Origin of the sequence: Chryseobacterium sp. Leaf201 (assembly GCF_001421435.1) — a bacterium.
GTDB lineage: Bacteria > Bacteroidota > Bacteroidia > Flavobacteriales > Weeksellaceae > Chryseobacterium.
On the sequence record NZ_LMKA01000061.1, the window covers coordinates 1 to 14,720 of the forward strand.

The window sequence follows — 14,720 nt, forward strand, 5'->3', positions numbered from 1 at the left end:
ATTCATTTATTCGTGTATTATATGCGGGTTAAAAGCGTATCTTTAAACAGTAAAAAAATAAATAAATTTTTATGAAAAAATTATTAATGCTACCAGCTTTATTAATGTTAGTAGTTTCTTGTTCAAACAATGATGATTTAGTAGAAAATCAGCAGAACATTACAAAAGGAGTATCAAATTCTAATCTGCATTCAAAAGATGCACCCCCATCTCCTTATGTTGCTTATAATGGTGATTTTGCTAAAGTAAATGATCAAGGTAACATACTGTATTATGTGAAATTTATGGGAAAATGGAGACATATTGATAATCAGGCAACTTGGGATGGTTTATTCATTGACAAAAGTTTCAGATATGAATTTGGGTCAATAATCTCATTATCTGGAAGTACTCAAACGGAAATTGGTTCTCCGATTTATATTGACAATGGTTTGCTTCAAAATCCAAATAACGGGAGAATATATTTTAGAGAAGGAAATACGTTAAGATGGATACCGTCTATGGCTATTTTTAATCAATATCATTTTAATCCTAATGCTGTAATTCAGTCAACAGCAACAGAAACTTCGCAATATCAGCAATTGCCAGATATGTCAAACACTCTATACTAATATAAGTCTCCTTAATTGGAGACTTTTTTATTTTAATAAATTACAAAAGTTTGCCCGTTAAGAAAAGTCCTGCTACGGAAAAATAGATAATTAGGCCGGTAACATCTACCAGAGTTGCTACAAACGGTGCCGAAGAAGTGGCCGGGTCAAGCTTAAGCTTTTTAAGAATAAACGGAACCATGGAACCTGAAAGCGTTCCCCAGAGTACGATCATCACCAAAGAGACACCAACACTTAAGCCAACATACGCCCAGTGCATGCCGTAATCGAAAAAGCCGGCTTTGTGCCAGACCATAATTCTCAAAAAGCCGATGATTCCTAAGATTCCGCCAAGGAAAAGCCCGGTAAAAATTTCTTTTTTCATGACATACCACCAGTCTTTCAGTCCGATTTCCTGAAGCGCCATCGCCCGGATGATCAGCGTAGCAGCCTGTGAACCTGAGTTCCCGCCGCTGGAAATAATCAAAGGGACAAATAAAGCAAGGACCACCGCTTTCTGGATTTCATCTTCAAAATATCCCATTGCGGAAGCGGTAAGCATTTCAGAGAAGAAAAGGATAATCAGCCACATCCCTCTTTTTTTCACCATTTCCATCAGTGAAGTCTGCGTATACGGATCATCCAGTGCTTCCAGACCTCCGAATTTCTGGATGTCCTCGGTATTCTGGTGCTCAATCTGGTCAAGGATATCATCAATCGTTACAATACCCACCAGTACGCCTGCCTCGGTTATAATCGGAAGGGCTGCCCTGTCGTATTTTTCAAAATACTGGACTGCATCTTCTTTTGAGACCGTAGTTTCAATCGCCACAAACTGGTTATCGGTGATTTCCGAAACCAGGGTGTCTTCTTCCGCCAGCAATAAGCTTCCGAGCGCAATATCATCGATCAGGCGGTTTCTTTCATCCACCACATAAAGGTAATTCATGGTTTCCACCCGGCTCCCGACTTTCTTAATCTGCTGAAGGCATCTTTTTATCGTCCATTCTTTACGGATCTGGATATAATAAGGCGTCATCAGGCGGGCAATGGAATTGGAATCGTAACCCAGCAGTTTCAGGGCAATCCTTCTTTCCTGAGGATTCAGGTGGTTGATGGAGTATTTGATAAGCTCATCCGGAAAGTCCTCGAATAGGGCTGTCCGGTCATCCGGGGTCATCGCGTTCAGGATTTCAGAAACTTCGTCGCTGCCGATGCTTCGGATGGTTTCTTCCTGGAAATCAGGATTTAAGTGTGAAAAAACATCAGCTTTGTATTCCTTCGGAACTTTCAGGAATGCCAGAAGCCTTTCGTCAGCGTGTAATTCACTGAGGGTTTCGGCAATATCGGCAGGATTGAAGATCAGTTCGTCATTAGGATTCAAAACGTAATTTTTTAGCTATGCAAAAATAATTCAAATTTTTAAGATTGACCAGCGAACGGTAAAATTTAAGGATTTATTAAATTTCGCGTGTTAATAGATAAAGGCACCCGCAATTGCAGATGCCTGAAGAAATTTCTACTGAGATAGTTTGAATGAATTGTTTGTTCAACTAAATTAAGAAAAGAATTTATATTATTCACTATATAATGAAATTTATATCAATGAATTTCAATGGAGTGCATAAGATTTATGATGTAATGCCCTGAGAAAGGCTGATGATGATCCCAATGATGAGTTAAGAACTGTTAAGCAGAACAAGATTTAAATATTTGACGTAAGCTAAACATTAACCGCATTAAAATCCTGTTTCAGAAGGCTTTACTTTACGCAGTTGTTTTAAAATCCCTTTAATGGCTCCGTGTGTCCCGATCTTAACCGAGTTGGTGGTAGAGCCTAGAAGCCGCATATTCTTTTTATACGTATCGTAATCGCTTTCCGTGAGCAGGTTCCCGCCGGCATCAAATAGTTTCATGCTGACAATAACCTGGTTGGAGAAAACATATTTCCCGATTCCCACTTTAAAGTATTTTACTTTCGGGACAACGGCAAAGTCTGCATCATTGTTAATACAGTAATCTGAAATCGTCTGTTTGTCAATACTGTCAAAAGAAACCTGGATTTCAGTTTTAAGCATCCTGTTTTTCCGTTCGCTTAAATTATCAGAAACGGCACTGAAGAAGGCTGTATTGGTCGGTTCCTTGATTTCTTCGATGTCAGGATCCACTTCAGGGTTGAAATACAGAACTTTCCGGGTTTTGTTGTCTGCATTTTTCTGCGCTTTCATAGAAGAAGCACAGACAAAAAGGAGGGTGGTAAAGGCAGTAAGGAATATAAATTTTCTCATCATTAATTTCTATGCAAAATTACTGCCTTTTAATGGGATACCTTCATTTTTTTAAGAAATATTTAACATTTTTTATCTATTGAATTTGATAAATGAATCTGATAATGTTTGCCGGATTAAAAATAAGTCGTATTTTTGCAGCCGTTACATAATAATCATTAAACAATATTGGAATGTACTTAACAACAGAAAAAAAAGCAGAAATCTTCGCAAAACACGGAAAATCTGCACAGGACACAGGGACAGCTGAAGGACAGGTAGCCCTATTTACTTTCAGAATCAACCATTTATCTCAGCATTTGAAAGCTAACCGTCATGATTTCAACACGGAAAGATCCTTGGTAAAACTGGTAGGTAAAAGAAAAAGCTTATTAGATTATCTTAAGAAAAAAGATATCACAAGATACAGAGCAATTATTGCTGAACTTGGATTAAGAAAATAATCTGTAAAGATTAAAAGATAAAAGCAATCTCGCAAGAGGTTGCTTTTTTTATGGCCGGCCATTTCGGACTTTATGAACACTTACAGACATCCAGACCTGTATTCCCATACGATCCGGAATATACATTTAACAGCCGATAGCCGGTTAGGTGTAATGAAAATGCAGGCAATACAGCCTCTTCCTGTGGATTTTGACCATCGCAGAGGCTTTAATCCAAATAATTACATTAAATTTGCAAACGATAATTCAGACGAAATATAAATATTAAAGCACTCAATACGGAGTGCAACACAAAACAATTTATGAGTATACCTCAAGCAATTACAGAGCTGATTACTCTTGCAGACGGCAGAGAGATCACAATTGAAACAGGGAAATTAGCCAAGCAGGCTGACGGATCTGTTGTCGTTAAAATGGGCGGAACCATGCTTTTAGCAACCGTGGTAGCCAATAAAGATGCCAGTCCTGGTGTAGATTTCTTACCGTTAACGGTAGATTACAGAGAAAAATTCTATGCAGGCGGTAAAATCCCCGGAAACTTTTTCAGGAGAGAAGCCAGACCTTCAGATCAGGAGATCCTGACCATGCGTTTGGTAGACCGTGTATTAAGACCCTTATTCCCGGATGATTTCCATGCCGAAGTTCAGGTGATGATTTCATTGATTTCTTATGACGGACAGTCGATTCCTGATGATCTGGCAGGTCTTGCCGCATCTGCAGCCATTGCCATCACGGATATCCCTTTCAACGGACCGATGTCTGAAGTAAGGGTAGTAAGAATGAACGGTGAGCTTTCCGTCAACCCTAATTATGCCGATCTTAAGAATTCTGACCTTGATATCATGGTTGGAGCCACTAAAGATTCTATCGTAATGGTGGAAGGGGAAATGAAAGAAATCACGGAGGCAGAAATGCTGGAAGCGATTCAGTTTGCCCACACCGAGATTAAAAAGCAGGTGGAAGCACAGGAAAGACTTGCTGAAAAAGTAGGTAAATCTTTCCCGAAAAGAGAATACAGCCACGAAAACCACGATGAAGCCATCCGTGAGAAAGTGTGGAAAGAAACATACGATAAAGTATATGAAGTAGCGAAAACGCCTTCAGGTAAAGAAGAAAGAGGTGAGAAATTCAAAGCCGTACTGGCTGAATTTTTAGCACAATATGTAGAGGATGCTGAAGAACTGGAAAGAGTAACGCCTTTCGCAAAAGTATATTACCATGACGTAGAGAAAGAAGCGATGCGTCAGATGATCCTTAACGATAAGATCCGTCTTGACGGCCGTGATCCTGAAACGATCCGCCCGATCTGGAGCGAAATCGATTATTTACCGGGAGCCCATGGTTCTGCCATCTTTACAAGAGGGGAGACCCAGTCTTTAACGGCTGTAACTTTAGGTTCGGTAAAAGATGCAAACATGGTGGACAGCGTAATGGTAAACTATGACGAAAGATTCTTCCTTCATTATAACTTCCCGCCGTTCTCTACAGGTGAAGCAAGACCTTTGAGGGGAACTTCAAGAAGAGAAGTAGGACACGGAAACTTAGCGCAGAGAGCTTTGGCGAACATGATTCCTGAAGAAAACCCGTACACGATCCGTATCGTTTCCGATATCCTGGAATCCAATGGTTCTTCTTCCATGGCAACAGTTTGTGCAGGTACGCTGGCGCTGATGGATGCAGGGGTTCAGATTTCAAAACCTGTTTCCGGTATCGCAATGGGACTGGTAACTGACGTAAAGACCGGTAAATTTACCGTGCTTTCCGATATCTTAGGAGACGAAGACCATTTAGGGGATATGGACTTTAAGGTAACCGGAACAGCAGACGGAATTACAGCATGCCAGATGGATATCAAAATCCAGGGACTTTCTATGGATATTATGGAGAAAGCGCTTTTACAGGCTAAAGACGGAAGACTCCATATTTTAGATAAACTGACGGAAACCATTGCCCAGCCTAGAGAAGATGTGAAGCCTCACGCTCCTAAAATGGTGATGATGGAAATTCCTAAAGAATTTATCGGTGCCGTAATCGGGCCTGGAGGAAAAATCATCCAGCAGATGCAGAAAGATACCGATACGGTTATTGCCATTGAAGAGATCGGCGAGATCGGAAGAATTGAAATTTCCGGTGTCAGCAGAGATAAAATCAATGAGGCGATTGCCAAGATCAACGAAATTACTTTTGTACCGGTAGTAGGTGAAATCTACAACGGGAAAGTAGTGAAGGTAATGGATTTCGGTGCTTTCGTAGCAATTGCGAAAGGAACGGAAGGCCTTCTTCATATTTCTGAAATCGAATGGTCACGTTTGGATAAAGTTCCTTACAATGAAGGCGATGAAGTGGAAGTGAAGTTCATGGGTTATGATGACCGTAAGAAAATGAAGCTTTCAAGAAAAGTTCTTTTACCGAGACCTCCGAGACCGGAAGGAAAACCGAGAACAGAAGGACAGGACAGACCTCAGGGTGATAGAAGACCAGACAGGCCGGCAAGACCGGAAGGAAGATCTGACAGACCGCAGGGGCAAAGAAGACCGGAAGGCGACAGGCCGGCCGGAGATCAGGACCAGAATCAAAACCAGAATCAGGATCAGGATCCTTCATCAGAAGCTTAAGAATCATCTTATACAGATAAATATAAACCACCGGACATTCCGGTGGTTTTTTTATGTTTGGATTTTTGATCTGTATTTTTTCTATCTTTATCAAAAACAATATGAAAAAAATTGCAGTAAGCTGCGGCATTTTAATAATTCTGTCATGTCAGCAGAATACCAGGGAGGTTACACAACAGAAAAAAGAGGAACCGGCCCAAGTTACAGCCTCAAAAACAGCGGTAACGGATGATTTTGGTAAACAGGTTAAGGGACATTACAGTGAAGAGGATGATTCCTGGATCAGTGAAGACCCTTTCTATGAATCCGCAAATTTTGGCGGCAGCGATTATGCCAGCATTTACCGGCTGACAGACAATGAAGATGAGCCGCATCTGGGTTTGGTTGACAAAAAGGGAAGAATTGCAGTGTCTACAAAATATTCAGGACTGTCAATCGGTTTTAACGATGGTTTATGTGAAGTAACCCTGGAAAAAAAGGGTATGGTGAACGATAAAGGACAGGAGATTCTGCCACCTGTATACGACTGGATAGATCTTGCGAAGGATAATTTATTAATCATTAATAAAGACGGGAAAAGCGGTTTTGCCGATAGGACCGGAAAAGTGCTGATACAGCCGAAATATCAGGGAGCTTCTTATGCAGGGGACGGTTTGTTTTTTTATATGAAAGAGCCGCAGAGATGGGGTCTGAGAAATTTAAAAGACGAAATCATTGTTGAACCTGAATTTACATCCACATCAGCATTTATAAACGGAAAAACAGTTCTTCAAAAGGATGGGGGAGACGAATACATTATTTACAGCAGCGGCAAAGTAGTTAAGAAATAATTTGTTTTCCATTTCATTAAAAACCAGTCATCAATCAAAGTAATTTTATGAGAAAAATCCTGATCACCGCAGTTCTGTCGGGTTTAATAAGCTGTCATTCTTCCGAAAAAACGTCAGTCCCGGCTACAGTGCCCAATGAAACACTGATCGTTTCGGGCAAAGGGAAATTATTTAATTTCAATCTCGAGACCAGAAAGCTTACCTGGCAATATATATCCAAAGAAGATACCCTGGTCAACCGCAACCGTTTTACGTATGATTCGGAAAACATCTATATGCCGTTCGAAAGCGGAAGGCTGATCGGAGCCAATATCAATTCAGGAAAAGTGGTCTGGGACCATAATTTCATAAATCCTTCCTATCTGGCTGCGGATAATGCGGATAATATGGATGCAGCTGAAGATCATTCCGATAAAAATCTCGGACCCATTTTTATGTCAAAACCCCTGGTCTCCGGCAATATGCTCTACATTGCATCGGCGGGCAGGCCGGAGACGTTCAAATCTGATTTTTTTGTGATCGATGCGAAAAACGGGAACGTAATACGGACCAACCAGAATTCCACCAATTACAATTATTTCCAGCCCGTAGAAAACAAAGGGAATATTTACGTTAATTCTGCCGTGTTTTTAGATTTGCATTACCAGTCGGGATCAGACCGGAACGGCATTAATGAGAACGCAGCATTTGAGCATCCGCTTTATACCCAGATGCAGACTTCCGGAAGCCGCCTGCTGTTCGGCGATGACTATGGTAAGTTTTATGCCTGTGACATCAATGAAGACGGATTTGTCAATGCCGGAAGCAATGCCACTCCGGTTAGCAATTACGCCAGGAGCGAGCATTTTTTTAAATGGACATACCAGTCGGACAAATATCCCGGCCCGGTAGATGACCAGACCGCTTTACTGAATAATCTTCTGATCGTCTGCAAGGAATCCGAAGACGAAAGAAAGATGGCGCTTATTGCCATTGACTCCAGATCCGGAAAAGAAAAATGGATCTTCCAGCCGGAAGACATCATCAAAAACTGGCAGGTTGTGAATGAGAAAGCAATTACAGCCTATACCATAAATAAAATATTAGTACTGGATTCAGAAGGCAAAGTTAATTTTGAAGCGCCGATTGATCCTTCCCTGTATCCGGTTTCCAATATCGAAATCAATTCGAAAAATGAACTTTTATATATTTCAGGAAAAGGTATTGTCATGCTTAACAGAAAAACGAAACGGGCAGCCCTACTGATTGCCCATACCTTTTATCCCAGTTCCATTCCATTAAATCAAATTAAATATTTTGAAAAATAAAATCCTTATTCTTATCGGTACCGTAGTGATGGCCCATTCGGCTTTTGCCCAGACGGTGAATGATGTTCCGCTAAAAGAGATCGATGTGGATTATATCCAGATCATCGGGACAGGACGTACGCTTAGTACAAAAGTGAACGTTGAAATTGATTTCGGACAGGAAACGAAATCTGTTTCCTTTAAAAACGGGACCAACATCAAAGATGAAAAAGGCAGAAACATGAAATTCAATTCCATGATGGATGCGCTTAACTTTATGTCTGCCAACGGTTTTTCCTTTCAGTTTGCCTATACCATGAATGATGAAAAAGATAAAGCGGTTTATTATATACTGAAGAAGAATAAATAACCGGGAAAGCAGCAGGAAGACTGCTGTTTTTTTAGCATGTTTCAATGTATTAAAAAATAATTTCTTGCGGGGTTACAGTAATTCTGCAGGATTTTATGCATATTTACTTTCGTCAGGTCGAAAAAAACAGGTTTTTAAAAAGTTTTAAAGCTATGGTTTAATCTTAAAATACGTATTGATTAGGCTATGTCAATTGATAAAATAAATTGAATTTCAACCGTTTGAAAGCAATACCATTTGCGTGTGAATTTATTTTTTCGTACATTTGTTTACTTATTAAAAGAAATCTCTGTCTTTACTTCTGTGATCGTTTAGCGATTTTATTTATTCCGGGTTAATTTTTAGTTGCCTTATATATCTTTATCCCAAGGCATTCACATTAATAGAAGCACTCAGAAAACCTTTAATAACATACAATTTCATGAATCTTTATGATACCGCGCTGTAAGGCAATTATCTGAGTTTACCATGATCTGTAGAACAACATAAACAGCAATTAATAATAAAAATATATGGCGGATTCTTTCTCTAAAAAAGAAAATTTCAAGAAAAAAGTTCAAAAAGCAAAAGAGAAAGCTCAGAAGCGTGAAGAACGTAAGACGAGCAACAACAAAGGAAAAGGTCTTGATGACATGTTAATGTACGTAGATGCAAACGGTCAGCTTACCTCAACACCTCCTGATCACGTAGATAAGATTGAAATAGATCTTGATAACATCCAGTTGGGAGCTGCTCCTATTGAAGCAGAAGAAATCAGAAAAACCGGGATTGTTACCTTCTTCAGTGAAAAAGGATATGGTTTCATTACCGAAGACAAATCAAAGGAAAATGTTTTCTTCCACAGCAACAACTGTACGGAGCTGGTGAAGAAAGGCAACAAGGTATCATTTGAAAAAGAAAGATCACCTAAAGGATTTTCTGCGGTTGACATTAAACTGGTTAAATAATTTTTACCATCTTAACAAACATATACATAAAGCTCCCAACCCGGAGCTTTATTTGTTTTTATAGATACAGTTCTTCCCTTATTTCGATTAAGTATTGTGCAGTCTTCCCAAGATCCGGCATTTCCGGCAGCGTAGAAACCGAATGGTAATGTTCAATCGACTGTATCAGGCCTTCAGCCTTTTTCATCACCTGCTCATACGGCCAGTTTCCGGCTTTGATGTCAAGTAACTCATCCCGGTTTTCCACACGGATATTCAGTGCGTTTGTTTTAAAAATCTGCTCGCATGACTGCAGCAGACGGATGGTATGCATCATGTTTTTGCTGTCATAATTCTGCCCGTGCCCGCTGTTGACGTTGTACCGGTCTTCATTGCGCTCAGCCACCCATTTCCAGTAGTCTTTATAATCTTTGCAGTAGGTAGAGTAGGCATCCAGGTTGCAGAACAGGTAAGCCACCGGTTTTTCTTCTTTCGGGACTGATGAAACGGAAACCTGATTGGCTTCTTCATGCTGCATGATCCCTTTATAATGAAGATCTCCGGAATGATCATAGAAAAGCGCGTACATTCCTTTGGTATGATCGATGCCCACCAGTCCGCACTGTTCCTGTGAAAGTCCATTCTTAGTTTCGGAGGAACGGAATTCGCGTAGCCACTGCTTTAACGGGACGGAGCCTTGGCCTTCCAAAACATAACAGAAATCCAGAACGGATTTCCTTTCTTTCTCCACCGGGTTCAGGATCTTTTTATTGAGTCCTTTTGCTTTTTTAATCTGCGAAATGGCATACCCGGCAAACGTATCCTTGCAGAGCTTCGACAGAAAGTCTTCCGGTTTCAGCAGATCCATCAGCGGATGTTTATGCTGAATACAGTCTTCCGGACTGGCCAGGACTTCCAGGATATTCGGATTGTTTTTCTGCAGCAATTCTACAAACCTCCCGATCTCATAATAGGTAATGTCATTCGTTTCATTGGAAACCTGCGGAACATAATTCAGCCCGAAGAAATCTTCTTTCGGCAAATAGTACACGCCCCGGATATCCGTATCTGAGTTTTCCGTAGCCAGCCCGAAAGCACGGCTGCCGGAGATAGCTTCGAAGAGGATGAGTTTTTTATTTTTAAGATTTTGGATGGTTATTTTAGAATCCATATTTTTCTTCACGCTTTTTGAATGCTTCTTTTCCTCCTTCGACAATTTCAGCAATATGTTCTCTAATACCCATTGATTTTAATAAGTTTGTTTCACTTTTATTTATTGGAAATGTATTTTCCATAGCACCATTTATATAGTCAAATTTATATATACTTGTTGATTCCATATTATTTTGTCCTTTTTGATTTGCAACAATAATATTTTCGGCATCTGAATTGACAACAATATTTGCATTATGTGTTACCACAATTATTTGTCTTTCTAATTTTTTATTTTTTAAATAATACACTAAATCTTTTGTAATTGATCTATTATCTAAATTGTCTTCAGGCTGATCTATTAATATAGGAGATTTTGATTTGCTTAAACCGATTATTAACATCAAAATAACAAAACTTGCTTTGCCTGTTGACATTTCTCCAAGTTTATCATCCTTATATGTTATTTTCCAGTAATCAAAAAAATAATCATCTAATAAAACTTCAATTGCATGTTTTTTATTTATTCTTTGTAATAAAGAGTAATTATCATTTATTATATCATCAAAAATTGTCTTAATTTGAGATTTGATTTCTTCAAATTTAGTTTCATCAGTAGCCTTTTTATATTCATCAATTAAATCAGGATAATTTCTATAAGATGCTTTTCTACCATCACTAATTTCATAAAGATTCTTATATAATTTAGGGAAATTATATTGTGCAATGCCATCAATTTTTAGCCTGTCTTTTTCTAATTCTATAGTTCTATCTTTTAATTCTTCTATAATATTTTCATATTCATTATATGTTTTTTCGTATAATTCAAAAATACTATTATAACAGTTAGTAATTAAAGTGCTATTATCAATAAGTTTTTTACTTAATATGTCAATTTCGTTTAATAGTTTTTTATCGTCAGTAATAGACTTATTTAATAATGATATTTGTTTTTGAATCTCATTGTTTTTTTGAAACGGTTGAATTTCTTTTTCTAAGATTTTCTTTTCTCTTTTAAGTTCATCTAATTTGTGCTTAAAAGGATTCTCCAAAGAAAAGTATTTTTTATCACCATCAGTCTTAATATTTAATTCTTCACTAAGTTCCGAAAGTCTATTTTTTAATAAATCAATTACATTTAGTTTATCAGTATAATATTCTTTGATAGACAAAAGCTTTAAATTTTCTAATGTATTGTTCCTAGTCTCAATTAAGCTATCTGTAAAATGATTTAATTGCGATAACAAGTTCTGAGTATTTTCATAATCTGTTTTCCAATCCGCTGTAACTTGTTGTAGTAATATTTTTTTGTCTTGTATATGCTTATATTTTTCTAACTGCTCCTTATCTAAACCTTCTGCTTTATTTAGTTCTTCAACTTTCTTTGAATTAGAAGCTATATTAGTTTCTAAAACAGTTTTATTAGATTTAGTTCTCAAGTCATTTTCAATATTTTTTCTATTATCTATTAATTCAAAATAAGTATCTATTAATGTCTGCCTGTCTTTATCATCTTGCTTGACATTTTTAATAAAATATTCATATTTGATTTTATATTCATCATCTTCTTTTATTAAATCACGAATAAGTTTATTTAATGGTCTACCTTTTTTATTCAATTCAGGTTCTGCCAGTTTAACTAAATAGCTTTGTGGTATGTACTTAAGGTCAGGAATTATTGAATTTTCCTCTATATCCCTATCCATTTTTTGAGAAATTCCTGCCTTAGTAGTAATTTCAAAATTAAAATTAGGATCAATAGATTTTAAATTATATTTTTCTTCATTGTTATCATTCTTTAAAATTGAAGGTTCAGGTAACAATGTTTTTGCTATAGAATATAATAAAATTGACTTTCCAGAAGATTTTCCTCCAATAATAACATTTAGATTTGGATGTAGATATATATCATCTCTATAGAATATATTATTTGGAGAATGGAATTTTACTTTATCAATAATAACTTTATCTTCTTTAAAATCTGGTTTTTCATTCTGTATTTTCACTCTTTGCTCAGGTTCAAAACAAATTTGACGTAAGCCTTCAAAGTTTAATTCGGATTTGATCCAAGTAAATCTATTGAAAAGTGTAGACTCTGTATGAGAATCACATCCTACAACACAGGGTTTTAATGAGCCAGTATGACTTATAACTTCACCTACTGATGTTTTATCGCCCAAAAAATATTGTTTGTCGGAATCTGTGTTAGAAAATATGATGTGTGATTTTTTATAAATTGATTTTATTGTCCCTAATAAAGCTCCACTTTCTGTTTCAAACTCTTCATAATAATCCTTTAAACCAGATACACCATCATTTGATTTACTACTAATTGCTATTAGAGAATTATCCCTTAAAAATTTATTACTTTCTACTAGATTTTTAATTTTTCCAAATTCCAAATTGTAATTATCAATTCCATATTTATAAAATTGTTCTTCTTGCAATGATGGATTTAAGAATTTACCATAGTCGCAAATGGATTTGTAATTCATTAAGTAGCCATCTATATTTGATAGTTTATTAAAAAATTCATTTTCTAACAAGTCGATTTTATCAGGATTAAAAAGAAAATGGAGATTTATAAATTTACCTTTCTTTGTCGTAGGGCTAATTCTTAACTCTACATTCGGGAAAATGTAAATATTCTTAATGTAATCTACCTCAGAATCATCAAAGAGTTTTTCTTGGTTTATGGGATTTAATTTTTCATCAATTTCAGAAACATATTTTATTGTGTCTAAATATCGATCAATTGAAAAATAATCTGTAATACCAATTGCACTGATATTATTTTGATACGCGGATTTAAAGAATGTGTGGAAAAATTCATCCATAGTAGAAGATGAAAATTGATCATTTTTATTAGTCCCTTTTGTGTGTACATGGAAATTCCATTTTTTCCATTCTGAACCTCTATTAATTGTCATAGTTTTAGTTTCTTTCTAAAGATATTAATATTTTAGTATAGTTTTCCAGTCAATAAAAATATCTCCTATTTACGAGAAAAAATTACGGCTTCCCGTAATTGCTGTTATTTTTCAAAAATCCCCTTCAAAAACATTCTATAATCTTCCCTTATCATCAGTTCCTTTTCCACAAACAATTCATTTCTCAAACAGTCAACTTTCTCTTGGGTCACCGGATTAAAGCCTGCTTTGCTCACTTCTGTATTATAAATGCCGATGCCGCGCTTCTGCCAGGATGGGAGCGTGTTGTAATTAATTCCGTACTGAAAAAGCAGTTCGTTCTTATCAGCTTGTGACAGCTTTCCAATCTTTTCCGTCGCTTGTGCTGCATTAAACCCGTTATTCCTTAACGTCCAGTAACAGTACGTGGAAAGGGAATTGCGGTGGGCGTCTTCCTGGCGCCAGCAGAAATAATCCAGCAGCATTTCCTGATTTGGGAAAGCAAGGGTGCGGCAGTCGAAAACGCAGACTTCCTGAAACTGCAGGCTGAAAAAAGCACTGGCTTCCCCCGCCAGAACCGAATTGAATTTTCTCACTTTTCTGCCGAAGGTATCGTCGTCTTTATGAATCAGCAGAGAAATTTCATCACTTTGGGTATACCCGTACAGAACTTTAAACCCGATGTTAAAAAGATGTTTTGTTGTAGCAGTCATCACCTCGCTGAATTTTTCGTCGAAGGGTTTTTCCAGTGAAAGTTTTTCCTTGGTCAGTTTCGTAAAACCTTTTCCGTCCAGTCTTACGATGATATAATTTTCCGGAAGGATGTACTGTTCTGCAAGGCTTTCGTTTTTCCGCATTAAGGCTTGAATGTGTTCAAATTTCATAACTGCTGATTTCAAATGTATTATTTACGGTTTTCACACTGAATATTTTATCAAAACCTTCTGTGAATAAAGGCTTTTCCAATGCTTTATATTTTGCTTTGATCCCGATTTCATTGATGGGCTCTTTTCTGTTTTTATTCCTTTCGAGACAGTCCAGAACATTGCTTTCAAAATAATAACCGATGATTTGATATCGGTTTCGCTGACCGGGATGAATATATTTCCTTCTGCTTTCTGCCGTTACGTTGGTATTGTCGATCACCATTTTAGATTGGGTTTCAAAACAGTACTGCAGCAGCTTTCCTTCTTTATTCCGGGTATTCAGCAGATCCATGCTGATCCTGATGTGCGAGTTGAAAAAAAGCTCCTTGTAAAAGGAACTTTTTCCGCAGGCGGGAATCCCGATGAAGATGATCATTTCCATACA

Annotated in this window: 13 protein-coding genes; 7 read left to right on the forward strand and 6 right to left on the reverse strand. The window is 37.3% G+C overall.

Annotated elements, in window-relative coordinates:
- Positions 1 to 71: 71 nt before the first annotated feature.
- Positions 72 to 611 (forward strand): hypothetical protein, encoded by a 540-nt coding sequence (locus ASE55_RS07370; RefSeq protein ID WP_056217271.1) that lies wholly within the window; start codon positions 72 to 74, stop codon positions 609 to 611.
- 40 nt (positions 612 to 651) lie between these two features.
- Here the strand turns inward: ASE55_RS07370 and mgtE are convergent, their stop codons facing one another.
- Both mgtE and ASE55_RS07380 read right to left on the reverse strand, forming a co-directional pair.
- Complete coding sequence (mgtE, locus tag ASE55_RS07375) at positions 652 to 1,974, reverse strand: magnesium transporter (RefSeq protein WP_056217273.1); 1,323 nt, start codon at positions 1,972 to 1,974, stop codon at positions 652 to 654.
- Positions 1,975 to 2,329: 355 nt separating this feature from the next.
- The gene (locus ASE55_RS07380) at positions 2,330 to 2,881 is read right to left on the reverse strand and encodes a pyruvate decarboxylase (protein WP_238585012.1); all 552 of its coding nucleotides are present in this window, start codon (positions 2,879 to 2,881) and stop codon (positions 2,330 to 2,332) included.
- A gap of 170 nt (positions 2,882 to 3,051) precedes the next feature.
- Here ASE55_RS07380 and rpsO point away from each other — a divergent pair, with 170 nt between their 5' ends.
- The 6 genes from rpsO to ASE55_RS07415 all read left to right on the forward strand — a co-directional run bounded on the left by rpsO (position 3,052) and on the right by ASE55_RS07415 (position 9,369).
- On the forward strand, positions 3,052 to 3,321 hold the full coding sequence (rpsO, locus tag ASE55_RS07385) for a 30S ribosomal protein S15 (RefSeq protein WP_027386233.1): 270 nt from the start codon (positions 3,052 to 3,054) through the stop codon (positions 3,319 to 3,321).
- Between the two features lie 302 nt (positions 3,322 to 3,623).
- Positions 3,624 to 5,936 (forward strand): polyribonucleotide nucleotidyltransferase, encoded by a 2,313-nt coding sequence (locus tag ASE55_RS07395; RefSeq protein WP_056217281.1) that lies wholly within the window; start codon positions 3,624 to 3,626, stop codon positions 5,934 to 5,936.
- 101 nt (positions 5,937 to 6,037) lie between these two features.
- Positions 6,038 to 6,766, forward strand: coding sequence for a WG repeat-containing protein (locus ASE55_RS07400; protein WP_185116280.1), 729 nt, complete (start codon positions 6,038 to 6,040; stop codon positions 6,764 to 6,766).
- A gap of 47 nt (positions 6,767 to 6,813) precedes the next feature.
- Positions 6,814 to 8,073 carry a PQQ-binding-like beta-propeller repeat protein gene (locus ASE55_RS07405; protein WP_056217288.1) on the forward strand — a complete coding sequence of 420 codons (1,260 nt, stop codon included), beginning with the start codon at positions 6,814 to 6,816 and terminating at the stop codon, positions 8,071 to 8,073.
- Complete coding sequence (locus ASE55_RS07410) at positions 8,063 to 8,422, forward strand: hypothetical protein (protein WP_238585013.1); 360 nt, start codon at positions 8,063 to 8,065, stop codon at positions 8,420 to 8,422. The genes ASE55_RS07405 and ASE55_RS07410 overlap by 11 nt, the downstream gene beginning before the upstream one ends.
- A 512-nt stretch (positions 8,423 to 8,934) precedes the next feature.
- Positions 8,935 to 9,369, forward strand: coding sequence for a cold shock domain-containing protein (locus ASE55_RS07415; protein WP_056217291.1), 435 nt, complete (start codon positions 8,935 to 8,937; stop codon positions 9,367 to 9,369).
- 58 nt (positions 9,370 to 9,427) lie between these two features.
- Here the strand turns inward: ASE55_RS07415 and ASE55_RS07420 are convergent, their stop codons facing one another.
- The 4 genes from ASE55_RS07420 to ASE55_RS07435 all read right to left on the reverse strand — a co-directional run bounded on the left by ASE55_RS07420 (position 9,428) and on the right by ASE55_RS07435 (position 14,717).
- Entirely contained in the window at positions 9,428 to 10,507 is a 1,080-nt protein-coding gene (locus tag ASE55_RS07420) for a DNA polymerase beta superfamily protein (protein WP_056217425.1), read from the reverse strand.
- A 1-nt stretch (position 10,508) separates the two neighbouring features.
- A complete protein-coding gene (locus ASE55_RS07425; RefSeq protein WP_056217294.1) occupies positions 10,509 to 13,430 on the reverse strand; it encodes a TrlF family AAA-like ATPase in 2,922 nt (973 codons plus the stop codon).
- A gap of 104 nt (positions 13,431 to 13,534) precedes the next feature.
- Entirely contained in the window at positions 13,535 to 14,293 is a 759-nt protein-coding gene (locus ASE55_RS07430; RefSeq protein WP_056217297.1) for a tRNA(His) guanylyltransferase Thg1 family protein, read from the reverse strand.
- The gene (locus ASE55_RS07435) at positions 14,283 to 14,717 is read right to left on the reverse strand and encodes an AAA family ATPase (RefSeq protein ID WP_056217300.1); all 435 of its coding nucleotides are present in this window, start codon (positions 14,715 to 14,717) and stop codon (positions 14,283 to 14,285) included. Before ASE55_RS07435 ends, ASE55_RS07430 begins: the two co-directional genes overlap by 11 nt.
- Positions 14,718 to 14,720 lie beyond the last annotated feature (3 nt).

Bases quoted from the DNA above. Each gene is read 5' to 3' on its own strand.
- ASE55_RS07370 (WP_056217271.1), top strand. From the start codon at position 72: ATGAAAAAATTATTAATGCTACCAGCTTTATTAATGTTAGTAGTTTCT.
- ASE55_RS07380 (WP_238585012.1), bottom strand. From the start codon at position 2,881: ATGATGAGAAAATTTATATTCCTTACTGCCTTTACCACCCTCCTTTTT.
- rpsO (WP_027386233.1), top strand. From the start codon at position 3,052: ATGTACTTAACAACAGAAAAAAAAGCAGAAATCTTCGCAAAACACGGA.
- ASE55_RS07395 (WP_056217281.1), top strand. From the start codon at position 3,624: ATGAGTATACCTCAAGCAATTACAGAGCTGATTACTCTTGCAGACGGC.
- ASE55_RS07400 (WP_185116280.1), top strand. From the start codon at position 6,038: ATGAAAAAAATTGCAGTAAGCTGCGGCATTTTAATAATTCTGTCATGT.
- ASE55_RS07405 (WP_056217288.1), top strand. From the start codon at position 6,814: ATGAGAAAAATCCTGATCACCGCAGTTCTGTCGGGTTTAATAAGCTGT.
- ASE55_RS07415 (WP_056217291.1), top strand. From the start codon at position 8,935: ATGGCGGATTCTTTCTCTAAAAAAGAAAATTTCAAGAAAAAAGTTCAA.
- ASE55_RS07425 (WP_056217294.1), bottom strand. From the start codon at position 13,430: ATGACAATTAATAGAGGTTCAGAATGGAAAAAATGGAATTTCCATGTA.
- ASE55_RS07430 (WP_056217297.1), bottom strand. From the start codon at position 14,293: ATGAAATTTGAACACATTCAAGCCTTAATGCGGAAAAACGAAAGCCTT.
- ASE55_RS07435 (WP_056217300.1), bottom strand. From the start codon at position 14,717: ATGGAAATGATCATCTTCATCGGGATTCCCGCCTGCGGAAAAAGTTCC.